This window comes from Agromyces sp. H17E-10 (assembly GCF_022919715.1).
Lineage (GTDB): Bacteria > Actinomycetota > Actinomycetes > Actinomycetales > Microbacteriaceae > Agromyces.
The window spans coordinates 3,906,049-3,928,719 of sequence record NZ_CP095042.1 but is presented as its reverse complement, the minus strand read 5'-3'; the positions used below and the strand labels follow the sequence as shown (position 1 = coordinate 3,928,719).

The 22,671-nt window shown below is 71.2% G+C and carries 20 protein-coding genes; 10 read left to right on the top strand and 10 right to left on the bottom strand.

Translation table 11 applies throughout. The annotated features are described in order from the left end of the window. Positions 1 to 49: 49 nt before the first annotated feature. Complete coding sequence (locus tag MUN74_RS17765; RefSeq protein ID WP_244853935.1) at positions 50 to 466, bottom strand: GntR family transcriptional regulator; 417 nt, start codon at positions 464 to 466, stop codon at positions 50 to 52. Between the two features lie 123 nt (positions 467 to 589). Between MUN74_RS17765 and MUN74_RS17760 the strand changes: the two genes are divergently transcribed. The 7 genes from MUN74_RS17760 to MUN74_RS17730 all read left to right on the top strand — a co-directional run bounded on the left by MUN74_RS17760 (position 590) and on the right by MUN74_RS17730 (position 9,302). Then, positions 590 to 2,242: an ABC transporter substrate-binding protein gene (locus MUN74_RS17760; RefSeq protein ID WP_244853934.1), complete on the top strand. Its 1,653-nt coding sequence runs from the start codon at positions 590 to 592 to the stop codon at positions 2,240 to 2,242. A 4-nt stretch (positions 2,243 to 2,246) separates the two neighbouring features. After that, positions 2,247 to 3,248, top strand: a complete 1,002-nt coding sequence (locus MUN74_RS17755; RefSeq protein ID WP_370647315.1) for an ABC transporter permease — start codon at positions 2,247 to 2,249, stop codon at positions 3,246 to 3,248. Then, complete coding sequence (locus MUN74_RS17750; RefSeq protein ID WP_244853933.1) at positions 3,245 to 4,111, top strand: ABC transporter permease; 867 nt, start codon at positions 3,245 to 3,247, stop codon at positions 4,109 to 4,111. The genes MUN74_RS17755 and MUN74_RS17750 overlap by 4 nt, the downstream gene beginning before the upstream one ends. Next, positions 4,108 to 5,877, top strand: coding sequence for a dipeptide ABC transporter ATP-binding protein (locus MUN74_RS17745; protein ID WP_244853932.1), 1,770 nt, complete (start codon positions 4,108 to 4,110; stop codon positions 5,875 to 5,877). Before MUN74_RS17750 ends, MUN74_RS17745 begins: the two co-directional genes overlap by 4 nt. A 163-nt stretch (positions 5,878 to 6,040) precedes the next feature. Continuing rightward, positions 6,041 to 8,623, top strand: a complete 2,583-nt coding sequence (valS, locus tag MUN74_RS17740; RefSeq protein ID WP_244853931.1) for a valine--tRNA ligase — start codon at positions 6,041 to 6,043, stop codon at positions 8,621 to 8,623. Positions 8,624 to 8,631: 8 nt separating this feature from the next. Then, the gene (locus tag MUN74_RS17735) at positions 8,632 to 9,078 is read left to right on the top strand and encodes a GNAT family N-acetyltransferase (RefSeq protein ID WP_244853930.1); all 447 of its coding nucleotides are present in this window, start codon (positions 8,632 to 8,634) and stop codon (positions 9,076 to 9,078) included. Further along, a complete protein-coding gene (locus MUN74_RS17730; protein WP_244853929.1) occupies positions 9,078 to 9,302 on the top strand; it encodes a hypothetical protein in 225 nt (74 codons plus the stop codon). Before MUN74_RS17735 ends, MUN74_RS17730 begins: the two co-directional genes overlap by 1 nt. 45 nt (positions 9,303 to 9,347) lie before the next feature. Here MUN74_RS17730 and MUN74_RS17725 read toward each other — a convergent pair whose 3' ends face one another. Both MUN74_RS17725 and MUN74_RS17720 read right to left on the bottom strand, forming a co-directional pair. Then, positions 9,348 to 10,169, bottom strand: a complete 822-nt coding sequence (locus MUN74_RS17725; protein ID WP_244853928.1) for a methyltransferase domain-containing protein — start codon at positions 10,167 to 10,169, stop codon at positions 9,348 to 9,350. 9 nt (positions 10,170 to 10,178) lie between these two features. Next, a complete protein-coding gene (locus MUN74_RS17720) occupies positions 10,179 to 10,619 on the bottom strand; it encodes a YdeI/OmpD-associated family protein (RefSeq protein ID WP_244853927.1) in 441 nt (146 codons plus the stop codon). A gap of 113 nt (positions 10,620 to 10,732) precedes the next feature. Here MUN74_RS17720 and MUN74_RS17715 point away from each other — a divergent pair, with 113 nt between their 5' ends. After that, entirely contained in the window at positions 10,733 to 12,793 is a 2,061-nt protein-coding gene (locus MUN74_RS17715; protein ID WP_244853926.1) for a M3 family metallopeptidase, read from the top strand. A gap of 115 nt (positions 12,794 to 12,908) precedes the next feature. Here MUN74_RS17715 and MUN74_RS17710 read toward each other — a convergent pair whose 3' ends face one another. Genes MUN74_RS17710 through sufB form a run of 5 tightly spaced genes read right to left on the bottom strand, consistent with a single transcriptional unit; the run spans position 12,909 to position 17,018 of the window. Beyond that, on the bottom strand, positions 12,909 to 13,238 hold the full coding sequence (locus tag MUN74_RS17710) for a metal-sulfur cluster assembly factor (RefSeq protein WP_231430951.1): 330 nt from the start codon (positions 13,236 to 13,238) through the stop codon (positions 12,909 to 12,911). A gap of 20 nt (positions 13,239 to 13,258) precedes the next feature. Beyond that, on the bottom strand, positions 13,259 to 14,035 hold the full coding sequence (sufC, locus tag MUN74_RS17705; RefSeq protein ID WP_244853925.1) for a Fe-S cluster assembly ATPase SufC: 777 nt from the start codon (positions 14,033 to 14,035) through the stop codon (positions 13,259 to 13,261). A 51-nt stretch (positions 14,036 to 14,086) separates the two neighbouring features. Beyond that, positions 14,087 to 14,413 carry a non-heme iron oxygenase ferredoxin subunit gene (locus MUN74_RS17700; protein WP_244853924.1) on the bottom strand — a complete coding sequence of 109 codons (327 nt, stop codon included), beginning with the start codon at positions 14,411 to 14,413 and terminating at the stop codon, positions 14,087 to 14,089. A 1-nt stretch (position 14,414) separates the two neighbouring features. Then, positions 14,415 to 15,584, bottom strand: coding sequence for a Fe-S cluster assembly protein SufD (gene sufD, locus MUN74_RS17695; RefSeq protein WP_244853923.1), 1,170 nt, complete (start codon positions 15,582 to 15,584; stop codon positions 14,415 to 14,417). A 15-nt stretch (positions 15,585 to 15,599) separates the two neighbouring features. Continuing rightward, complete coding sequence (gene sufB, locus MUN74_RS17690; RefSeq protein ID WP_244853922.1) at positions 15,600 to 17,018, bottom strand: Fe-S cluster assembly protein SufB; 1,419 nt, start codon at positions 17,016 to 17,018, stop codon at positions 15,600 to 15,602. A 253-nt stretch (positions 17,019 to 17,271) separates the two neighbouring features. Here sufB and MUN74_RS17685 point away from each other — a divergent pair, with 253 nt between their 5' ends. Next, positions 17,272 to 18,174, top strand: a complete 903-nt coding sequence (locus MUN74_RS17685) for a COX15/CtaA family protein (protein ID WP_244853921.1) — start codon at positions 17,272 to 17,274, stop codon at positions 18,172 to 18,174. Positions 18,175 to 18,273: 99 nt separating this feature from the next. Here the strand turns inward: MUN74_RS17685 and MUN74_RS17680 are convergent, their stop codons facing one another. Together MUN74_RS17680 and MUN74_RS17675 are read right to left on the bottom strand one after the other, a co-directional pair. Then, the gene (locus MUN74_RS17680) at positions 18,274 to 18,891 is read right to left on the bottom strand and encodes an endonuclease domain-containing protein (protein ID WP_244853920.1); all 618 of its coding nucleotides are present in this window, start codon (positions 18,889 to 18,891) and stop codon (positions 18,274 to 18,276) included. Positions 18,892 to 19,336: 445 nt separating this feature from the next. Further along, positions 19,337 to 20,257 (bottom strand): heme o synthase, encoded by a 921-nt coding sequence (locus MUN74_RS17675; RefSeq protein ID WP_244853919.1) that lies wholly within the window; start codon positions 20,255 to 20,257, stop codon positions 19,337 to 19,339. A gap of 316 nt (positions 20,258 to 20,573) precedes the next feature. Between MUN74_RS17675 and tkt the strand changes: the two genes are divergently transcribed. After that, positions 20,574 to 22,667, top strand: a complete 2,094-nt coding sequence (gene tkt / locus MUN74_RS17670; RefSeq protein ID WP_244853918.1) for a transketolase — start codon at positions 20,574 to 20,576, stop codon at positions 22,665 to 22,667. Positions 22,668 to 22,671: the final 4 nt, after the last annotated feature.

Sequence of the window (22,671 nt, the reverse complement as noted above, 5' to 3'; positions counted from 1 at the left end):
GCGTTCTTCCGAAGACTCCCCGGTGATGGCCGGATCGACGTCGTTGCCGTCAAGAATACCGTGTCGACGGCGGCCCCGCGGGACGCAGCGGCCGGACGACCCCGATCTGCGGGGCCGAGCGGTACGCGGCGCGCACGAGTTCGAGGAGGGCCGCCTCGGGCAGCCCGTGCTCGCGCGCCTCGTCGACGAGGTCGTGCACGGCGCCGGCGAGCGCGGCGTGGCCGCCGATGCGCACGGCGACGACGGCGCCCCGCCCGCGGTGCACCTCGATGAGCTGCTCGTCGCGCAGCCGGTGGTAGGCGCGGAGGACGGTGTGCACGTTGACGCCGAGCTCGCTCCCGAGCTGTCGCGCCGACGGGAGCCGCTCGCCACCCGTCAGTCGACCGTCGATGATCGAGCTCCGAAGCGCCGAGGCGAGCTGGTCGGCCAGCAGGGTCGGCGAGGCAGGATCGAGTCGGATGAGCACCCTCGCATCCTAATTGTTCTACTTGAATGCGAACAACTCGCTTGTCCGGACCCGATCGCGGTGTCAGGATGACTCCGGGCCGGCGTCGTCCCGCTCAGATCCCTTCTCCCCTTCGAGGACTCGATGCACGCTGCACTCCGCACCATCCACCGCCCGCTCGGGCTCGCCGTCGTGGCGCTCGCCGGTACGGTCGCCCTCGCCGGCTGCCAGGCCGCCGAACCCGCCGCCTCCGACGAGCCGGTCTCGGGCGGCACGCTGCGGTACGCGTCCGGCGACGCCGAGCCGACCTGCCTCGACCCGCACGTCGGCGGCAACTACCCGCAGGCGCTGCTCGCGACCCAGTTCCTGGAGTCGCTCGTCTCGCGCGACGAGTCGGGCGAGATCATCCCGTGGCTCGCCGAGTCGTGGACGGCAGCCGACGACGGCCTGAGCTGGGACTTCACGCTGCGCGACGACGTCGCGTTCACCGACGGCACGCCGTTCGACGCCGAGGCCGTCAAGGCGAACGTCGAGCACCTCAAGGACCCCGCGACCGAGTCGTCGACGGGCTACCTCGCGCTCGGCAAGGTCGACCACGTCGAGGTCGTCTCGCCCGAGGTCGCACGCTTCGTGCTGACGGCGCCCGACAGTGCTCTGCTCGAGTCGCTCTCGCAGCCGTGGCTCGCGATCGAGTCGCCCGCGGGGATCGCCCGTGGCATGGAGGAGAACTGCCAGGCACCGATCGGCACCGGGCCGTTCGTCGTCGATGACTGGGTGAAGCAGGAGCGCGTCTCGCTCGTGCGCAACGACGACTACGTCTCGCCGCCCGCCGACGCCGCACACGAGGGGCCGGCGTATCTCGAGGCGATCGACTGGCGCTTCATCCCCGACGCGGCCTCGCGCTACGCCGCGCTGCAGGGCGGGCAGGTCGACGTCATCGACAACCCCCAGCCCGACACGGCCGCCGCAGCCGAGAAGTCCGGCGACCCCACGTGGATCGATGCCCCGCGCCCCGGAGCCTCGAACCGCATCGAGCTGAACTCGGGCCAGGCGCCGTTCGACGACGAGCGCGTGCGCGAGGCGTTCATCGCCGCGGTCGACGTGAACGACGGCATCGACTCCCTCTACTTCGGCACCGCCGAGCGCTCGTACTCGGCGCTCTCGTCGGTCGAGGCGCTCGCCTACTCCGACCCGTCGCTCTTCGAGACCGACCTCGACCGGGCGAACGCCCTCCTCGACGAGGCCGGCTGGACCGAGCGCGACGCCGACGGCACCCGCATGAAGAACGGCAAGCGCTTGGTGCTGCGGTTCCCCGTGAGCACGAACCAGTCGGTGCCCGCCGAGCAGTCGCTCTTCGAGCAGGTGCAGGCCACCGCGAAGGAGGCCGGCTTCGACGTGCAGATCTCGCTGCTCGACCTGTCGAGCTGGTATGGCGCCCTGTTCGCGCACGAGTACGAGATCGTCAGCGCGCCGTACACGAAGGTCGGCCCCGACGTGCTGCGCATCCTGTACCACTCCGACAGCATCACGCCTGCGCCGAGCGGCTACTTCGCGAACCTCGCGCAGGTCGACGACCCCGAGATCGACCGGCTGCTGACGGATGCCGCGTCGACGAGCGACGCCGACGAACGCGCCGACCTCTCCGAGCAGGCGCAGCGACTCATTCTCGGCGGGCACTACCTGCTGCCGCTCTACGACCAGCAGAACAGCTTCCTCGTGGCGAAGTCGGTGCACGGCGCCCGCGCCCTGCCGACGGTGTCGACGCCGACCTTCTATGACGCCTGGATCGCCGACTGACCCGGTGCCGGTCGACGGCGGAGCATCCCCGTCGCCGATCGACCGGCCGGTCCCCCGCAGCGGGGGCCGGCCGGTGCGTCATGTCGCGCTGCTGCTCGGCGGCGCGATCTTCGTCATGTGGGCGGTCGCGACGCTCACGTTCTTCGCGATCCGGCTGATCCCGGGCGACCCGGCACAGGCGATCCTCGGCGGGCCGGGCTCCCAGGCCTCCCAGGAGGCGCTCGACCAGGTGCGGCGCGACTACGGACTCGATCAGCCCCTGCTCGTGCAGTACCTCGCGATGCTCGGGCGACTCCTCACGGGCGACCTCGGTAGTTCGTACGCGCTGAAGGTGCCCGTCGCCGAGCTGCTCGGCGCGCAGATCGGCGGCACCCTCCTGCTCGCCGTGTGCTCGCTCGCGCTCGCGTGGGTGCTCGCGCTCGCCCTCGCCATCTGGTCGACGGGCCGGGGTCGCATCGCCGCGGCGCTCGGCCAGGGCATCGAGCTCGTCGCCGCGGCGTTGCCGCACTTCTTCCTCGCGGCGGTGCTCATCGCCGTGTTCAGCTCGGGCCTCGGCTGGCTGCCGCCGGTCTCCACGGGAACGCCCGCGGGTTTCGTGCTGCCCGTCGTCACGCTCGCGGTCCCACTCGCCGGCTTCCTCGCGCAGGTGATGCGCGAGAGCCTCCTCGAGGCGATGCGGCAGCCGTTCGTGATGTCGGCACGGGCTCGCGGCGAGAGTGCGCTGGGCGTGCGACTCCGGCACACGCTGCGGCACGCCGCGCTGCCCGGCATCAGTCTCTCGGGCTGGGCGCTCGGTTGGCTGCTCTCGGGCGCCGTCGTCGTGGAGACGATCTTCGCGATGCCCGGGCTCGGCCGCACGCTCCTGCAGGCGGTCACGCTCCGCGACATCCCCGTCGTCACCGGCGTCGTGCTGCTCGTCGCGTTCGTCTACGTCGTCATGACGGTCGTGACCGACCTCGCGATGCGCGTCGCCGACCCGCGCCTGGCCGTGGAGGCGAGCCGATGAGCGACCTCGAACTCCAGCAGGCGACGGTCGACGCGGCTGTCGCCGACACGCCACGGACGGGGCGGCCGCGAGTCGGCACGGTGCTCGCGATCATGTTCGTCGCCTTCCTGCTGGTCGCGACGTGCTTCCCGTGGCTGCTCGAGACGTACGACCCGAACGCGATCGCGCCGGCCGATGCCTTCCAGCCGCCGTCGGGCGCGCACTGGTTCGGCACCGACGAGTCGGGGCGCGACATCTACAGCCGTGTCGTCGCGGGCACTGCGACCTCGCTCGCGATCGGCGTGACGGCGACCGCGATCGGCCTCGCGCTCGGGCTCGTGCTCGGCGTCGCCGCGAGCTTCGGCGGGCGAGCGGTCGACTTCGGCGTCGGGCGGCTCGTGGAGGTGCTCTTCGCGTTCCCCGGGCTCCTGCTCGCCCTGCTCGTCATCGTCGTCGCCGGCCCCGGCCCGGTGACCGCGACGATCGCCGTGGGCCTCTCCACCGCCCCGGGTTACGCCCGCATCATCCGCGGTCAGCTCATCGCCATCCGCTCGGCGCCGTTCGTCGAGGCCGCGACCGTGCTCGGCCGCTCCCGTGCTCGCATCCTCGGTGCGAACATCCTGCCGAACGCGCTGCTCCCGCTCGTCGTGCTGGCGACCCTCGGCATCGGTCAGGCGATCGTCTGGGCCGCTGCGCTCAGCTACCTCGGCCTCGGCGCCGAGCCGCCCGCGGCCGAGTGGGGGGCGATGCTGTCCGCGGGTCGCACGTACCTGTCGACGGCCTGGTGGATGACCGTGTTCCCCGGACTCATGATCGTCGGCACGACCATCGCGACGACCGTGCTCGGGCGTGCGCTGGCCCGGCGCGAACGGCGGGCCTCATGAGCGGCTCCACGACCTCGGCGCAGCGGCCGCCGGTGCTGGAGGTCGACGGGCTCTCGGTCGACTTCGGCCCGACGAGGGTCGTCGACGGCGTCGGCTTCGAACTCGGCCCGGGCGAATGCGTCGCCCTCGTCGGCGAGTCGGGATCGGGCAAGTCGGTCACGGCGCGAAGCCTGCTCGGCCTGGCCGGCGACGGCGCGCGCGTCGAAGCAGCCACGCTCCGGATCACCGGGCGCGACCTCCGCACCGCCACCGAGCGCGAGTGGCGTGCGGTGCGCGGCCGCACCGTCGGCCTCGTGCTGCAGGACGCGCTCGTCGCACTCGATCCGCTCCGCCCGGTCGGTCGCGAGGTCGGCGACGCGCTGCGCATCCACGACCGGATGCCGCGTGCCGAGCGGCGCGCGCGCGTGCTCGAACTCCTCGACGAGGTCGGCATGCCCGACCCCGCGTCAGCCGCACGGCAACGATCGGGCGAGCTCTCGGGCGGCCTGCGCCAGCGGGCGCTCATCGCCGCCGCCCTCGCGCTCGAACCGCCGCTGCTCATCGCCGACGAGCCCACGACGGCGCTCGACGCGACCGTGCAGGCGAGAGTGCTCGACCAGCTGGCCGCGATCCGCGACCGGGGCACCGCGCTCCTGCTCATCAGCCACGACCTCGCCGTCGTCTCGCGGCTGGCCGATCGCGTGCTCGTGATGCGCGACGGGCGGGTGCTCGAGACGGGGGCCACGGCCGACGTGCTCGGGGCCCCGCGCGATCCCTACACGCGCGCACTGATCGCCGCGGTGCCGGCCGACGTGCCGCGGGGCGTCGCGCTCAGCCGGCCGCACGATCGCGAGAGTCCGCCCGAGCGCGCACGCATCGCACCGCATGTGCTCGGCGCGCTCGCCGACCGCGCACCGGCCGCGCAGGACGTCGACCCGGCCTCGACCGACCGCGCCCGGTCCGCGACGGATCCGCACCCGCTCCTCATCGTCGAGCACGCGAGCAAGACGTTCACCGCCCCCGGCCGACGTCGGTTCGCCGCCGTCGACGACGTCTCGCTGCACGTCTCGCGCGGAGAGACCCTCGGTCTCGTCGGCGAGTCGGGGTCGGGCAAGTCGACGCTCGCACGGCTCGTGCTCGCGCTCACCGCCCCCGACGCGGGGACGATCACGTTCGACGGCGCGCCGTGGTCCGCGCTCGACGAGCGCGTGCGGCGCCCCGGACGCCGCCGGATCGGTGCGATCTACCAGGACGCGCTGAGCTCGTTCGATCCCCGTTGGACGGTCGGCCGGATCCTCGCCGACGCCGGTGCCGGCGTCGGCGCGGACGTGTCGGCCGACGAGGCATCCGCATCGCCGAAGGACCGACCGGGCGGACTCGGCCGTGCCCGGCGCGTCGCCGAGCTGCTCGATCTCGTGGGCCTGGCCTCGACGGTCGCCCACCGCGAACCGCTGACGCTCTCGGGCGGCCAGCGGCAGCGCGTCGCGATCGCGAGGGCGATCGCCGCACGCCCCGACCTGCTCGTGTGCGACGAACCGGTCTCGGCGCTCGACGTGACGATCCAGGCGCAGATCCTCGACCTGCTCGACGAGCTGCAGCGCGAGCGGGGCCTTGCGATGCTCTTCATCTCGCACGACCTCGGCGTCGTGGGCCACATGGCCGACCGGGTCGCCGTGATGCGCGCGGGCGTCGTCGTCGAGCAGGGCCCCGCCGACCGTGTTCTCGGCGCACCCGAACACCCGTACACCGCGCGCCTGCTGGCCGACGCCCCGCGACTCGTGCACTGAGCGCGACGCGACGCCGGTGGCCCGGTCCGCCGCCGCGCCTCGTCGCACGGCGCGCCGCTTTCCGCGCTCACCGGGTGTTCCCCGCCGCGCTCCGCTAGGCTTGAGCGTCACATTCAGGCACCTCATCACGGACTCGGTGCCGCAGATATCGAACCGGAGCATCATGACCGACACCTCCCGCATCCCCGACAAGCCCGCGCTCGAGGGCCTCGAGAACAAGTGGGGCGGCGTCTGGGAACACGACGGCACCTACCGGTTCGACCGCACCGAAGCCACCCGCGAGGGCGTGTACTCGATCGACACGCCGCCCCCGACGGCGTCGGGTTCGCTGCACATCGGCCACGTCTTCTCGTTCACCCACACCGACCTCGTGGCGCGCTTCCAGCGCATGCGCGGCAAGCACGTCTTCTACCCGATGGGCTGGGACGACAACGGGCTCCCGACCGAGCGCCGGGTGCAGAACTACTACGGCGTGCGCTGCGACCCGTCGCTGCCCTACGACCCCGACTTCACCCCGCCGTTCGAGGGCGGCGACAACAAGAGCACGAAGGCGGCCGACCAGCTGCCGATCTCGCGCCGCAACTTCATCGAGCTCTGCGAGCGCCTCACGGTCGAGGACGAGCAGCAGTTCGAGTCGCTGTTCCGCCAGCTCGGCCTCTCCGTCGACTGGACCCAGTCGTACCGCACGATCGCCGACGAAGCGCTGCGCACCTCCCAGCTCGCGTTCATCCGCAACGTCGAGCGCGGCGAGGCGTACCAGGCCCTCGCACCGACCCTGTGGGACGTGACCTTCCGCACGGCCGTCGCCCAGGCCGAGCTCGAGGACCGCGAGCAGCCGGGCCACTACCACCGGGTGTCGTTCCACCGCCCCGACGGCGGCATCGTCGAGATCGAGACGAGCCGCCCCGAGCTGATCCCCGCGTGCGTCGCGCTCGTGGCCCACCCCGACGACGAGCGCTACCAGCCGCTGTTCGGGACGACCGTCACGACGCCCGTGTTCGGCGTCGAGGTGCCGGTTGTCGCGCACCACCTCGCCCAGAAGGACAAGGGCACCGGCATCGCCATGATCTGCACCTTCGGCGACGTGACCGACGTCGTCTGGTGGCGCGAGCTCGACCTGCCGAACCGCGCGATCATCGGCTTCGACGGCCGGGTCATCGCCGAGACGCCCGAGGCCATCACCTCCGACGCCGGCCGTGCCGCCTACGCCGAGCTCGCCGGCAAGACGACGTTCAGCGCCAAGCAGACCATCGTGCAGCAGCTGCGCGACTCGGGCGACCTGCTCGCCGACCCCAAGGCCATCACCCACCCGGTGAAGTTCTTCGAGAAGGGCGACAAGCCGCTCGAGATCGTGTCGACCCGCCAGTGGTACATCAAGAACGGCGCCCGCGACGAGGCGCTGCGCGAACGCCTGCTCGAGCACGGGCGCGAGATCGACTGGCACCCCGACTTCATGCGGGTGCGCTACGAGAACTGGGTCGGCGGACTGTCGGGCGACTGGCTCATCTCGCGCCAGCGCTTCTTCGGCGTGCCGATCCCGGTGTGGTACCCGCTCGACGCACAGGGCGACCCGGTGTTCGACGAGCCGATCATCGCGACGCAGGAGATGCTGCCGGTCGACCCGTCGTCGGCACCGGCGCCCGGCTACGACGAGGCCCAGCGCGGAGCGCCGGGTGGCTTCGTCGGCGAGCACGACGTCATGGACACCTGGGCGACCTCGTCGCTCACGCCGCAGCTCGCGGGCGGCTGGGAGCGCGACCCCGAGCTCTGGGGTCTCGTGTTCCCGTACTCGCTGCGCCCGCAGGGTCAGGACATCATCCGTACCTGGCTCTTCTCGACGACCCTTCGCGCCGAGCTCGAGCACAGGGTCGCGCCGTGGTCGAACGCCGCCATCTCGGGCTTCATCGTCGACCCCGACCGCAAGAAGATGTCGAAGTCGAAGGGCAACGTCGTGACGCCGGCGGGCCTGCTCGAGCAGCACGGCACCGACGCGGTCCGCTACTGGGCAGCGTCCAGCCGCCTCGGCACCGACGCCGCGTTCGATCCGCAGAACCCGACGCAGGTCAAGATCGGCCGCCGCCTCGCGATCAAGGTGCTGAACGCCGCCAAGTTCATCCTCGGGTTCGAGGGTGCGGCCGATGCCGCCGTCACGATGCCGGTCGACCGCAGCATGTTGGCCGAACTCGCCACGGTCGTCGACCGCGCCACCCGTGCGCTCGAGTCGTACGACCACGCCCGCGCGCTCGAGGTCGCCGAGACGTTCTTCTGGACGTTCTGCGACGACTACCTCGAACTCGTCAAGGAGCGCGCGTACGGCGAGGCGAGCCCCGAGCAGGCCTCGGCGGTCGCGGCGCTGAAGACCGCCCTCGGCGTGCTGCTCCGCCTGTTCGCACCCGTGATCCCGTTCGCGACCGAAGAGGCCTGGCGCTGGTCGCACGACGGCTCGGTGCACGTGGCGGCGTGGCCCACGGTCGACGAGCTCGCGGCCCGCGGCGAGGCGAGCGGCGAGCTGCTCGAGCTCGCGAGTCTCGCGCTCACGGGCATCCGTCGCGCCAAGACCGACGCCAAGGCCTCGCAGAAGACGCCCGTCGCGCACGCGACGATCGCCGCGCCGGCTGCGACGGTCGAGCTGCTCGAGCACGTGGCATCCGACCTGCGCGCCGTCGGCCGCATCGCAGAACTCGCCTTCACCGAGGCCGAGGAGTTCGAAGTCCGCGACGTCGTCTTCGAGGCGGCGTCCGAATAGGGGGAACCATGACCAACGAGATCCGGATGGCCGGGGACGACGACTTCTTCGGCTGGCTGCCGCTCTTCGAGGCGTACTGCACGTTCTACGAGACCGAGCTCGACGACCAGAAGGCGCTCATCGTCTGGAACTGGCTGCGCGACGAGCACAACCCGCTGCAGGCGGCGCTCGCGGTCGACGAGGAGGGCACACCGGTCGGGCTCGCCCACTTCCGCCAGGTTCCCGAGACGCTGAGCGCGACGTACGGCATGTACCTCGACGACCTGTACGTCGTCGACTCGCAGCGCGGCACGGGCACGGGGCGGGCGCTCATCGAGTTCGTGCACGCCCGCGCGGCCGAGGTCGGTCACGGCGGCGTCGCGTGGATCACCGCCGACGACAACGAGACTGCACAGCAGCTCTACGACCGGCTCGCCGAGCGCACCCGCTGGGTGACCTACGAGATGAGGGCCTGATGCGCCTCGGTACGCGCTGGGCGTTCGGCACCGAGCCGCCGGTCTCGGTGCCGGGCGACCTGCGGCCGCGCATCGCCGCGGCCGAGGCCGCGTTCGAGGGAGACCCGGCCGGCCGCCATTGGACGCTGACGTGGCTCGAGGGACGGCCCATCGCCGAGCTCGACGACGGAACGGTCGTGCGCGAGGTCATCGCCGACGCGCTCGACTCCGACGAGGACTGGTAGGCGCCGCCGCCACGACGAGCGGCCGCCCGGACAGCGCGCCGCCGGCTACGCCCGGGCGAGCACCTCGCCGTGCGGCATGAGCAGCCAGCCGTCGCCGTCGGCCGCCCAGTCGCGCCACGCCTGCGCGATGCGGCGCAGTTCGTCGGGGTTGGAGTGCCCCGACTCGATCGCGTGCCCGGCGAAGCTCGACTCGGTCGCCCGCTCGGCCCACGAGCCGCCCCACCATTCGCGCTCGAGGTCGCTCGCGAACACCCACACCGACCCCGAGGCGGTGACGTCGGCGAAGCCGGCCTCACGCACCCAGCGCTTGAGGTGGCGACCGGCATGCGCGTCGCCGCCGTTCCAGTCGTGCACGTCGTGGTAGAGCGCGAGCCAGCGGTCGAGCCCGGCCGACGCCGGACTCCAGATGACGCCGCCGTAGTCGACGTCGCGCACGGCGAGCAGCCCTCCGGGCTTCAGCACGCGTCGGAACTCGCGGAGCGCGTCGACGGGCCGCGCCAGGTGCTGGAGCACCTGGTGCGCGTGAACGACGTCGAACGCCCCGTCGTCGAACTCGAGTGCGTAGGCGTCGCCGGTGCGGAACTCGACGTTGCCGACGCCCTCGCTCGCGGCGAGCCCGGCCGCCTGCGAGACCACTTCGGCCGACGCGTCGATGCCGACCACGTGCCCCGGCCGTACCCGGCGCGCGAGGTCGAGGGTGATCGTGCCCGGACCGCTGCCGACGTCGAGCACGTCGACGCCGGCCTCGAGACGGGGCGCGAGATAGGCGGCCGAGTTCTCGACGGTGCGCCACGCGTGGATGCGCAGGACGCTCGCGTGGTGGCCGTGGGTGTACGCGTCCCGTGCGGGCGCCGTTTCGCTCTCCATGACCCGAGCCTACGCGCGCAGCGACTCGACGGCGGCCTCGATACGACGCGCGCGCGTCTCGGGCCGCTTGGCCTCGGCGACGCCGCGTGCGAGCTCCTTGCGTCGCGTGTACGACAGCGCGTCGAACGAGCGTCGCAGCGCCGGCTCGGCGTCGAGCGCGGCCGCGAGATCGTCGGGCACCTCGACCGCGCGCTCGGCCGTATCGAGTGCGACGGTGGCCTCGACCGCGTCGCCGATCTCGACGCCGAGCTCGGCGCGAGCCGCCTTGGAGATGCCGATGACGTTGCGCCCGTCCATCACCGCGAGCCGCAACCGGGCGGTTCGTCCGCCGATGCCGACGACGACTGCGGCGCGCCGGCCGCCGCCGAGCTCGTCGACCTGCGCGTCGGTGAGTTCGAGCGCGGTGGCGGGTCCGAAGGGGGCGAGCACAGTGCTGATCGAGACGGTCATGGTTCGATCATGCCCGCCGCGGGCGGCCGCGCAAGTCACTGCGGCGCGCCGGGTCGCAATTCGAACGTCCACGGCGACCGTGTCGCGCCCCACCCCGCCCATAGGGTGGACGGATGACCGAGCCACGCCGCAATCCCCTGCTCGAGCCGAGTCCGCTGCCGTACCGGCTGCCGTTGTTCGCCCTCATCACGCCCGACGACTACCGCGAGGCGATCGAGGCCGGCATGGGCGAGCAACGCGCAGAGCTCGACCGCATCGCCGGAGAGACCGGGCCTGCGACGTTCGAGAACTCGGTCCTGGCGCTCGAGCGCTCGGGTGCGACGCTGCGGCGGGTGCTGCCCGTCTTCGAGAACCACAGCTCGGGCGACGCCGACGAGGCGATCGACGCGATCGAGGCCGAGTTCGCGCCGCGCCTCGCCGCGCACCGCGACGCGCTGCTGCTCGAGCCACGGCTGTTCGCCCGCCTCGACGAACTCGTCGCCCGGCTCGACTCGGGCGACCTCGCACTCGAACCCGACGCTGCCTATCTGCTCCGGCGTCGGCACCGCACCGCCGTGCTCGCGGGCGCGGGCCTCGACGACGCGGGCCGCGCCGAGCTCGAGTCGCTGGGCGGGCGCATCGCACGGCTCACGACCGCATTCCAGCAGGCGCTCCTCGCCGACTCGAACGATCGTGCGCTGCACCTGACCGACGAGCACGACCTCGACGGGCTCGACGAGCGTCGCCGGGCAGCCGCGCGCGCCGCGGCCGAGGCACGGGGAGTCGACGGCTGGCTCATCCCGCTCGTGCTGCCGACGCAGCAGCCCGCCCTCGCCGAGCTCGCCTCGCCGTCCGCCCGCGACCGGCTGCTCGCCGCGTCGCTCGGTCGCGGCATCTCGGGCGGGCGTCACGACACGCGCGCGACGCTCGTGCAGCTCGTCGCAGCACGCGCCGAACGAGCACGCCTGCTCGGCTTCGCCGACCATGCGACGGCCGTGACCGCCGACGAGACCGCGGGCTCCCCCGAAGCCGTCGCCGAACTGCTCCTCCGGCTCGTGCCGCCCGCGGTGGCGAACGCGCGCCGCGAGGCGGCCGCCCTCGCCGAGCGGGCCTCGCGCGCAGGCGGGCGCGAACTCGAGGCATCCGACTGGATGCACCTGGCCGAGCGCGAACGAACCGAGCGCCACGAGGTCGACCTGTCGGCGATGCGTCCCTATCTCGAAGCCGATCGTGTGCTCCACAACGGCGTCTTCCACGCTGCGACGCTGCTCTACGGGCTCCGGTTCGCGGAGCGCGCCGACCTCGTCGGCCACCACCCCGACGCGCGCATCTTCGAGGTCCGCGAAGCAGACGGCTCCCCCGTCGGGCTCTACCTGCTCGATCTCTACGCCCGCCCGTCGAAGCGCGGCGGCGCGTGGATGAGCTCGCTCGTCGACCAGTCCGACCTCACGGGCGACCTGCCCGTCGTCGTCAACCACCTCAACGTGCCGAAGCCGGCTGCCGGCGACGCGACGCTGCTGACCTTCGACGAGGCCGAGACGCTGTTCCACGAGTTCGGTCACGCGTTGCACGGCCTGCTCGCGCGGGTGCGGTTCCCGAGCTTCGCGGGCACGAACGTCTTCCGCGACTTCGTCGAGCTGCCGAGCCAGGTGAACGAGCTCTGGATGCTTCGCCCCGAGATCCTCGAGCACTACGCCGTGCACCACGAGACGGGCGAGCCGCTGCCGCACGAGTACGTCGAGCGCCTGCTCGCCTCGAGGACGTTCGGCGAGGGCTTCGCGACCACCGAGTACCTCGCGGCGGCCGTGCTCGACCAGGCCTGGCATCGCCTCGACGCCGTGGCGGCGGCCGCACTGTCGCCCGAGGACGTCGCCCGCTTCGAGCACGAGGCGCTCGACGCGGTCGGCCTCGCCGACCCGCTCGTGCCGCCGCGCTACTCGAGCGGATACTTCGCCCATGTCTTCGCCGGCGGGTACGACGCCGGCTACTACTCGTACGTGTGGAGCGAGGTGCCCGGTGCCGACATCATGGCGTGGTTCGAGGAGCGCGGCGGTGCGACGGCCGAGAACGGCGCCCGTTACCGCGCCGAGATCCTCGCGCCCGGCGGCTCCCGCGACCCCGGCGAGTCGATCCGCGCCCTGCTCGGCCGCGAGCCGCGCATCGACGCCCTGCTCGCGCGGCGCGGCCTCGGCTGAGGCACCGGCCTCGCCTGAGGCCACCCGCCCCGAGACGACGGATGCCCCGTGCAGCGCTGCTGCACGGGGCATCCGCCGACGTGGTTCTCGACACCCGTCGATCGGGCCGAGCGGGTCAGATCGCGAAGCCGAGCGCCCGCATCATGTCGCGACCGTCGTCGGTGATGCGCTCGGGGCCCCACGGCGGCATCCACACCCAGTTGATGCGGAACGCCTCGACGACCCCGTCGAGCGCCTCGGCCGTCTGCTCCTCGATGACGTCCGTCAGCGGGCAGCCGGCGCTCGTGAGGGTCATGTGGATGACGAGCGCGTCGTTCTCGTCGTCCCAGCCCAGGTCGTAGATGAGCCCGAGGTCGACGATGTTGACGCCGAGCTCCGGGTCCATCACGTCTTTCAGGGCCTCGGAGACCTCGTCGTAGCGCTCGGGCGCGAGTGAGGTGACCATGGTTCGAGTCTACCCGCGCCCTATTCGGCGGCGGCCGAGGCCGACTCGGCGACCTGGTAGCGGTCGTAGCCCTCTTCTTCCAGGCGGTCGGCGAGCTCGGGGCCGCCCTGCTCGGCGATGCGGCCGGCCACGAAGACGTGCACGAAGTCGGGCTTGATGTAGCGGAGGATGCGCGTGTAGTGCGTGATGAGCAGGATGCCGAGGCCGGTGTTCGCCTTGGCGCGGTTCACGCCCTCGGAGACGATCTTGAGCGCGTCGACGTCGAGGCCCGAGTCGGTCTCGTCGAGCACCGCGAACTTCGGCTTCAGCAGCTCGAGCTGGAGGATCTCGTTGCGCTTCTTCTCGCCGCCCGAGAAGCCCTCGTTGACGTTGCGCTCGGCGAACGCCGAGTCCATCTTGAGGTTCGACATCGACTCGCGGACGTCCTTGACCCAGGTGCGGACGCTGGGCGCCTCGCCGTCGATCGCGGTCTTCGCGGTGCGGAGGAAGTTCGTCACGGTGACGCCGGGGATCTCGACCGGGTACTGCATCGCCAGGAAGAGCCCGGCGCGGGCGCGCTCGTCGACCGACATCTCGAGCACGTTCTCGCCGTCGAGGAGGATCTCGCCCTCGACGACCGTGTACTTCGGGTGACCGGCGATCGTGTACGCCAGGGTCGACTTGCCGGAGCCGTTGGGGCCCATAATGGCGTGGATCTCGCCCTCGTTGATGACGAGGTCGACGCCGCGGAGGATCTCGCGGGTGCCCTGGTCGGTCTCGACGTTGACGTGCAGGTTCTTGATCTCGAGCACAGACATGTTCTGGGATTTCTCTTTTCGGTGGTCCGGCCGAGGCCGGAGAAGCATGGGTCAGACGGTCAGCGTGACCGCGGGGTCGATGTGGACGTCGCCGCCCGAGACCTCGACCTGGTAGACGGGGACCGGCTCGTACGCCGGGAGGGTGAGGGGCTTGCCGGTCTTCAGCGAGAACTTCGACCCGTGCGCCCAGCACTCGAGCGTGTCCTCCTCGACGAACCCCTCGGCGAGCGAGATGTCGCCGTGGGTGCAGGTGTCGCCGATGGCGAAGACGTCGCCGGCGGAGTCCTTCACGACCGCGATCGGCACGCCCTCGAGCACGAAGCGCGAGGCCTGGTTCTCGACGAGCTCGTCGAGCGAGCACACACGAACGGCGGCCACGTCAGTTGCCCTGCAGTTCGGCTTCGAGGGCGGCGGTGAGACGCTCTTCGAGCTCGGGCGAGCCGATCTTCTGCACGATCTCGGTGAGGAAGCCGCGCACGACGAGGCGGCGCGCCTCGTCCTCGCGGATGCCGCGGGCCATGAGGTAGAAGAGCTGCTCGTCGTCGAACCGCCCGGTCGCCGACGCGTGCCCGGCGCCCTCGATGTCGCCGGTCTCGATCTCGAGGTTCGGCACCGAGTCGGCACGGGTGCCGTCGGTGAGCACGAGGTTGCGGTTCTGCTCGTAGCTGTCGGTGCCGGTGGCCTTCTGCCCGATGAGCACGTCGCCGATCCAGACGGTGCGCGCACCCTCGCCCTGCAGCGCGCCCTTGTAGGTCACGCGGCTCTTGGTGTGCGGTGCGTCGTGGTGCACGTAGACCTGCTGCTCGAGGTGCTGGCCTGCGTCGGCGAAGTAGAGGCCGAGCGCCTCGACGTCGGCGCCCTGCTCGGCGAGGTGGGTCTGCGGGTTCACGCGCACGACCTTGCCGCCGAGCGAGACGACGATGTGCTTGAGGAAGGCGTCGCGGCCGACCTTCGCGAACTGGCTCGCGAGGTGCACCGAGTCGTCGCTCCACTCCTGCAGCGAGACGACCGTGAGCTGGGCGCCATCGCCGACGAGGATCTCGAGGTTCTCGGTGAGGCGGGCGTCGCCCGTGCCGCGGAGCACGACGAGGCCCCGGCTGTTCGGGGCGATCTCGATGATCGTGTGCGCGGCGCGGGGCGCGTTGCCGAGGCCCGAGCGCGTGACGGTCGCGACCTTCTCGCCCTCACCGGTGACCGAGATCAGGAGCGCCTCGCTGAAGCTCGACCAGGCGTTCGCGCTCGCGCGCTCCTCGGGGGTGCCGGTGGTGCCGATGCGGGCGTCGTCGCGGCCGACCCACGAGACGGCCACGCCGTCGACCTCGTCGGCCTCGATCTCGGGGCGCGAACCGTCGAGCTCGCCCGACGTGAGGTCGGCGAAGGCGGCGACGGGCGACAGCTTCCACTCGTGCTCGCGGCCGTTCACGGGCTCGAAGTCCTCGACGTTCACCGAGCGGAAGCGCTCGGAACGCGTCTGGACCGGCACGAACGCGCCGTCGGAGTGCGCGACGAGGCCGTGCTGCTCGGCCGTGGGCATAGCGGTGCTCTGCATTGCGGTGGTCATCGCTTAGCCGACCGATCCTTCCATGCCCATCTCGATGAGCTTGTTGAGTTCCATCGCGTATTCCATCGGCAGCTCGCGGGCGATCGGCTCGATGAAGCCGCGCACGATCATGGCCATGGCCTCGTCCTCGGGGATGCCGCGGGCCATGAGGTAGAAGAGCTGCTCCTCGGAGACCTTCGACACCGTGGCCTCGTGGCCGAGCTGCACGTCGTCGACGCGGATGTCGATCGCCGGGTAGGTGTCGGAGCGCGAGATGGTGTCCACCAGCAGGGCGTCGCAGCGCACGGTGTTCGCCGCGTGGTGCGCGTTCGCGTCGACGCGGACCTCGCCACGGTAGCCGGCGCGGCCGCCGCCGCGGGCGATCGACTTCGAGACGATCGACGACTGCGTGTACGGCGCCATGTGGATCATCTTCGCGCCCGCGTCCTGGTGCTGGCCCGGGCCCGCGAAGGCGACCGAGAGGGTCTCGCCCTTGGCGTGCTCGCCCATGAGGAAGATCGACGGGTACTTCATCGTCACCTTCGAGCCGATGTTGCCGTCGACCCACTCCATGGTGGCGCCCTCGGCGGCCGTGGCGCGCTTCGTGACGAGGTTGTAGACGTTGTTCGACCAGTTCTGGATCGTCGTGTAGCGAACGCGCGCGTTCTTCTTCACGATGATCTCGACGACGGCCGAGTGCAGCGAGTCGCTCTTGTAGATCGGCGCCGTGCAGCCCTCGATGTAGTGCACGTACGAGTCTTCGTCGGCGATGATGAGCGTGCGCTCGAACTGGCCCATGTTCTCGGTGTTGATGCGGAAGTAGGCCTGCAGCGGGATCTCGACGTGCACCCCCTTCGGCACGTAGACGAACGAACCGCCCGACCACACTGCGGTGTTGAGCGCGGCGAACTTGTTGTCACCGGCCGGGATGACGGTGCCGAAGTACTCCTCGAAGAACTCGGGGTGCTCGCGCAGCGCCGTGTCGGTGTCCATGAAGATGACGCCCTGGCGCTCGAGCTCTTCGTTGATCTGGTGGTAGACCACCTCGGACTCGTACTGGGCCGCGACGCCCGCGACGAGGCGCTGGCGCTCGGCCTCGGGGATGCCGAGCCGCTCGTAGGTGTTCTTGATGTCGTCGGGCAGGTCCTCCCAGGTCTGGGCCTGCTTCTCGGTCGACCGGACGAAGTACTTGATGTTGTCGAAGTCGATCTCCGACAGGTCGGCGCCCCAGGTCGGCATGGGCTTGCGCTCGAACAGCTGCAGGCCGCGCTGGCGACGCTGCAGCATCCACTCGGGCTCGTCCTTCAGTCGCGAGATGTCGGCGACCACCTCCGCCGACAGCCCGCGCCGGGCCGAGGCCCCCGCAGCGTCGGAGTCGGCCCAACCGAACTCGTAGTTGCCGAGCCCTTCGAGCTCGGGGCGGTCGATCAGTACGTCCGTCATGCTCTCTCTCTTCTCCTCCCGTGCGACCGGCTATCAGTCCGGCTCACCCCGCCTGCGAGTCGAGGCTCTCGCCGAGCGGTGGATGATGTGCGGGTGGCTTCAGTGCGAACCTAAGATGGCTGGTGCCTGCGTGCCGCGCTCTCGCGCGCGTCGCAACAGTTGCGCCAACCACTCAAGTCTATAGGGTCGCCTGCGGTGTGGGTCCGGGACTCCCAGCCCCGTCACAGCGCGATCCGGATCAGGAACGTCCCGCGTGCCCCGTTCACTCCGCTTCTTCGCCTGGGCCTCCTTCGTCGCGCAGACGACGATCATCGCCACCGGCGGCGCGGTCCGCCTCACTGGTTCGGGTCTCGGATGCCCCACCTGGCCGACCTGCACGCCCGAGTCGCTCGTGCCGACCGAGGAGCTGAGCTACCACTCGCTCATCGAGTTCGGCAACCGCACGATGACGGGTGTCGTCGGCATCATCGCGCTCATCGTGTTCCTGCTCGTGTGGCGGATCCGCCGCGAGCGTCGCGACCTGTTCGTGCTGTCGCTCGTCGTCGGCCTCGGCATCGTCGCCCAGGCGATCGTCGGCGGGATCACGGTCTGGACGGGCCTCAACCCGTTCATCGTCGGATTCCACTACGTCTCGTCGCTCGTGCTCGTGTGCGTCACGGCGGCGTTCCTCGCCCGCATGGACGAGCCCGTCGGACCGCGCGAGCGCGCGGTGCCCGGCTGGTACGCCGGCCTCACCCACGCGACGAGCGCGGTGCTCGCGATCTCGATCGTCTTCGGCGTGCTCACGACGGGCTCGGGCCCGCACTCGGGCGACGCAGAGGCCGGTCGCAACGGATTCGACTCGGAGATCCTCGAGCACGTGCACGCCTGGCCGGGATACCTGCTCTTCGCGCTGACGCTCGTACTCGTGATCGCCGCCTGGCGCGACCACCTGCCGACCCGCGCATGGGTGACGGGCCTGCTCGCCGTCGAGGTCGTGCAGATCGCCGTCGGCCTCTACCAGGCCCGCAACGGCCTGCCGCCGCTGGCCGTCGGCGTGCACATGGTGCTCGCCGCCCTCACCGCCGCGGCGATGACCGTCGCGATCCTCCGCCTCAAGCGCCCGGTCGGCGCCGACGCGCCCGAACCCGCCCCGGCCGCGGCATCCGCCGCCTGACCCGCAGCGCGCACCAGAACCTCGGCGATCACCACGACTTCGGACGATTGTCCGCCAGGCGTCCGAAATCGTGGCGATCACCGATTCTGCGGCGGTCGCTCAGCGCCGATGCAGGCCCTGTGCGACCGCCCGCGCAATCCGGTCCTGCACCGTCGGCCAGTCGTCGACGACCTGTCGATACCCGACCCTGATCACGCAGAAGCCGCGCAACACCAGTTCTGCGTCATGGGCGTTGTCGGATTCGCGCTGCGCACCGACATGGTGTCCGCCGTCGACCTGCACAACGAGCCGGTCGCCGATGAGGAAGTCGACCCGGTGACCCGCGATCCACGCTTGCGGGACGATGCGAACCCTGAGCCAGCGCAGCCTCGTGAGCACGAGCGACTCGAGCCCGGAGTCTGAGAAAGCACCCGACGCCTCGAGGAGCCGGCGGGCGTGCGGACCGAGCGGAAGTCGCGACAGCACGTCGCGATCGACGAGTCGCATGCGCAGCGCGGACTCCCACACCACGAGCGCCCGTTCGTACGGCTGGCAGGCTGCCACGAGCGCGAGCGCGTTCTCGATCGAGTCGCGAAGCGCGTCGGGATGCCTCGGCACGAGCGGCTTCGACCAGTGCACGTGGGCGTCGATCGACGGGACTGCGTCGTGCCGCCCGGCGGCGACATGGAGCGCCGGCCCGTCGAGCACCCAGAGTCCCAGTCGCTTCACCTCAGTCACGCACGAGATCACGACACCGGCCCGCGCCGCAGCGACGAGCAGCGGATCCGACCCCGGCAGCGCAACCCAGTTGCGCCGCACTCGGAGAAGACGACCCTCCTCGAGGGCACAGCGGAGATGGTGCCTGCTGTGCCCCGCGGTTTGCAAGGTCGTCACTCGCGCGACGCCGTCGTATCGGCGCAGCGTGCGTTCGAGATCGGCCATGCGACCCATCGTCGCGGCCCCCGGAGGACACGATGGGCCGGATGTACGCGCGATGTGGATGGAACGCGCGGCCGACCTGCTGCCGAGGAGAGGTGGCCAACGCCATCGATTCGGCGATCGCCACAACCTCGGTCAGATCGCTGCGAATGAGCCGAAAACGTGGCGATCGCCGAAATCGTGGCGTGCACGGTGGCCGAGCATCCAGGCCGCTCGTGCCGCGCGCGAGGCGAGTGCGACCGGCCTAGAAGGGCAGGAGCGGGTCGATGCCGACCGCGAGGAACAGCAGCGACAGGTAGGCGATCGACCCGTGGAACACGCGCATGGGCGAAACCTGCACGTGGCGGATCGCGAGGTTGTAGAGGCGGTGCGTCTCGTAGATGAACCACACGCCCGTCACGACCGCGACGGTCGAGTACACGAGCCCCATGTCGGCGATCGGGATGAGCAGCAGCGAGCAGGCGACCGTCGCCCACGCGTAGAGGATGACCTGCAGGCCGACCTGGGCTCGACCGCGAACGACCGCGAGCATCGGCACGCCGGCCGCCGCGTAGTCATCCTTGTACTTCATCGACAGCGGCCAGTAGTGCGGCGGCGTCCACAGGAAGATGATGAGGAACAGGATGAACGGCGCCCAGTCGAGGCTGCCGGTCACCGCGGCCCACCCGATGAGCACGGGCATGCAGCCGGCGATGCCGCCCCACACGATGTTCTGCGCGGTACGGCGCTTGAGGATGAGGCTGTAGAAGACGACGTAGAGCAGGATGGCGGCGAGCGAGAGCAGGGCGGCGAGCCAGTTCGTGAACACCCAGAGCCAGACGATCGAGGCGACGCCGAGGCCGTAGGCGAAGACGAGCGCCTCGCGGTCGGTGAGCTCGCCGGTGACGAGCGGTCGACCCTGCGTGCGCTTCATGACCCGGTCGATGTCGCGGTCGATGTAGCAGTTGAACGCGCCCGCGCTGCCCGCGCTCATCGCGCCGCCGATGAGGGTCGCGAGCATGAGCCACAGGCTCGGCAGCCCCTGCTGCGCGAGGATCATCGTCGGTGCGGTCACGACGAGGAGCAGCTCGATCACGCGCGGCTTGGTCAGCGCGAGGTAGGCGGCGAGCTTGCGCCGAACGGTCATCGCCGGTCGGGCGTCACGGGTGTCTACGGCTGCCTGCATCGTTCCTTCTCCGAGGCGCGCGCGCAGGCAGATGCCGGGCGCCGCGCCGCCTCCCCACGATTCTAGGCCATCCGGTCGCACGGGCCCGATTCCGCGCCCGGGCGGCTCACATGGGAGGGTTCGCGGTGTGAGTCATACCCCGTCATCGCGCGTCACGAAGTCCATATACTGAGGATTGCGCGCTTGGCGCTGCGATCCCACGATTCCCCCGAGGCATCCCCCACGGTTCGCACGCCCGGCGGTACCGCGCCGCAACGTCCTCGGCGGGTCGGGGACGAGTTCCCGTCGCCGTCACGAACGGAAGGAACTGCACCTCGTGGCAACTCTGCACTGGGAATCCATCGACGATCGCGCGGTGGACACCGCCCGGGTGCTCGCGGCTGACGCCGTCGAGAAGGTCGGCAACGGCCATCCCGGAACGGCGATGAGCCTGGCCCCCGCCGCCTACCTCCTCTTCCAGAAGGTGATGCGCCGCGACCCGGCCGACCACGCCTGGCTCGGGCGAGACCGGTTCATCCTGTCGGCGGGCCACTCGTCGCTCACCCAGTACGTGCAGCTCTACTTCGCCGGCGACGGCCTCGAGCTCGACGACCTGAAGGCGCTCCGCACCTGGGGCTCGAAGACCCCCGGGCACCCCGAGTACGGCCACACGGCCGGCGTCGAGATCACCACGGGCCCGCTCGGCCAGGGCCTCGCCTCGGCGGTGGGCTTCGCCTACGCCGCCCGCTACGAGCGCGGCCTCTTCGACCCCGAGACCCCGGCCGGCGAGAGCCCCTTCGACCACTTCGTCTACGTCATCGCGGGCGACGGCGACCTGCAGGAGGGCGTCACCAGCGAGGCATCCTCGCTCGCCGGTCACCAGCAGCTCGGCAACCTCGTCGTGATCTACGACTCGAACCAGATCTCCATCGAGGACGACACGAACATCGCGTTCACCGAGAACGTGGCCGAGCGCTACGAGTCGTACGGCTGGCACGTGCAGACAGTCGACTGGAAGAAGACCGGCGAGTACGTCGAGGACGTCGCCGAGCTCCACCGCGCGATCGAGGCCGCGAAGGGCGAGCAGTCCAAGCCCTCGATCATCATCCTGAAGACGATCATCGGCTGGCCCTCCCCCGGCAAGCAGAACTCGGGCAAGATCCACGGCTCCGCACTCGGGGGCGCCGAGCTCGCCGCGACGAAGGAGGTGCTCGGGTTCGATCCCGAGGAGAGCTTCGTCGTCGCCGACGACGTGATCGCGCACACGCGCGGCGCCCGTGAGCGCGGTGCGGCCGCGCGCACCGAGTGGCAGCAGTCGTTCGACGCCTGGGCCGCGGCGAACCCCGAGCGCAAGGCGCTCCTCGACCGCCTCGAGGCCGGCGAGCTGCCCGAGGGCATCGCCGACGCGCTGCCCGTCTTCGAGGGCGGCACCGAGGTGTCGACCCGCGCGGCGTCCGGCAAGGTGATCAACGCCCTCGCCGCCCAGCTGCCCGAGCTGTGGGGCGGTTCGGCCGACCTCGCCGAGTCGAACCTCACGACCATCAACGGCGGCGGCTCGTTCGTGCCGACCGAGCACTCGACGCACGAGTGGGCGGGCAACCCCTACGGCCGCGTGCTGCACTTCGGCATCCGCGAGCACGCGATGGCCGCGATCGTGAACGGCATCGTGCTGCACGGCCCGACGCGCGCCTTCGGCGGCACGTTCCTCATCTTCAGCGACTACATGCGGCCGTCCGTGCGCCTCGCCGCGCTCATGCAGGTGCCGTCGATCTTCGTCTGGACGCACGACTCCGTCGCGCTCGGCGAGGACGGCCCGACCCACCAGCCGATCGAGCAGCTCGCCACGCTCCGTGCGATCCCCGGACTCGACGTCGTGCGTCCCGCCGACGCGAACGAGGTCGCCCACGCGTGGCTCGAGATCCTCAAGCGCCGCGGCGGCCCGGCCGGCATCGCGCTCACCCGCCAGAACATCCCGGTGTTCGAGCGCGGCGAGGGCGAGGCTTCCGGCGACGTCCTCGCGAGCGCCGCGAACACGTCGAAGGGCGCCTACGTGCTCGCCGACGCCGCTTCGGGCTCGCCCGACGTCATCATCATCGCGACCGGCTCCGAGGTGCAGCTCGCGCTCTCGGCGCGCGAGACGCTCGCCGCCGAGGGCATCGGGGCGCGCGTCGTCTCGGCTCCCAGCCTCGAGTGGTTCGACGAGCAGGATGCCGCCTACCGCGAGTCGGTGCTGCCGGCATCGGTCACGGCGCGGGTCTCGGTCGAGGCCGGCCTCGCCCTGACGTGGCACCGCTACATCGGCGACCGCGGCCGCGCCGTCTCGATCGAGCACTTCGGCGCTTCGGCCGACTACAAGACCCTGTTCCGCGAGTTCGGCATCACGGCCGAGGCCGTCGTCGCCGCCGCGAAGGAATCGCTCGCGTCGGCCTGACGCG

Coding starts and splice junctions, on each gene's coding strand:
- MUN74_RS17730 (WP_244853929.1), top strand. CDS start 9,078: ATGCGCCTCGGTACGCGCTGGGCGTTCGGCACCGAGCCGCCGGTCTCG.
- MUN74_RS17720 (WP_244853927.1), bottom strand. CDS start 10,619: ATGACCGTCTCGATCAGCACTGTGCTCGCCCCCTTCGGACCCGCCACC.
- MUN74_RS17725 (WP_244853928.1), bottom strand. CDS start 10,169: ATGGAGAGCGAAACGGCGCCCGCACGGGACGCGTACACCCACGGCCAC.
- MUN74_RS17715 (WP_244853926.1), top strand. CDS start 10,733: ATGACCGAGCCACGCCGCAATCCCCTGCTCGAGCCGAGTCCGCTGCCG.
- MUN74_RS17675 (WP_244853919.1), bottom strand. CDS start 20,257: ATGCAGGCAGCCGTAGACACCCGTGACGCCCGACCGGCGATGACCGTT.
- MUN74_RS17710 (WP_231430951.1), bottom strand. CDS start 13,238: ATGGTCACCTCACTCGCGCCCGAGCGCTACGACGAGGTCTCCGAGGCC.
- MUN74_RS17760 (WP_244853934.1), top strand. CDS start 590: ATGCACGCTGCACTCCGCACCATCCACCGCCCGCTCGGGCTCGCCGTC.
- sufB (WP_244853922.1), bottom strand. CDS start 17,018: ATGACGGACGTACTGATCGACCGCCCCGAGCTCGAAGGGCTCGGCAAC.
- MUN74_RS17745 (WP_244853932.1), top strand. CDS start 4,108: ATGAGCGGCTCCACGACCTCGGCGCAGCGGCCGCCGGTGCTGGAGGTC.
- sufD (WP_244853923.1), bottom strand. CDS start 15,584: ATGCAGAGCACCGCTATGCCCACGGCCGAGCAGCACGGCCTCGTCGCG.
- MUN74_RS17750 (WP_244853933.1), top strand. CDS start 3,245: ATGAGCGACCTCGAACTCCAGCAGGCGACGGTCGACGCGGCTGTCGCC.
- MUN74_RS17735 (WP_244853930.1), top strand. CDS start 8,632: ATGACCAACGAGATCCGGATGGCCGGGGACGACGACTTCTTCGGCTGG.
- valS (WP_244853931.1), top strand. CDS start 6,041: ATGACCGACACCTCCCGCATCCCCGACAAGCCCGCGCTCGAGGGCCTC.
- sufC (WP_244853925.1), bottom strand. CDS start 14,035: ATGTCTGTGCTCGAGATCAAGAACCTGCACGTCAACGTCGAGACCGAC.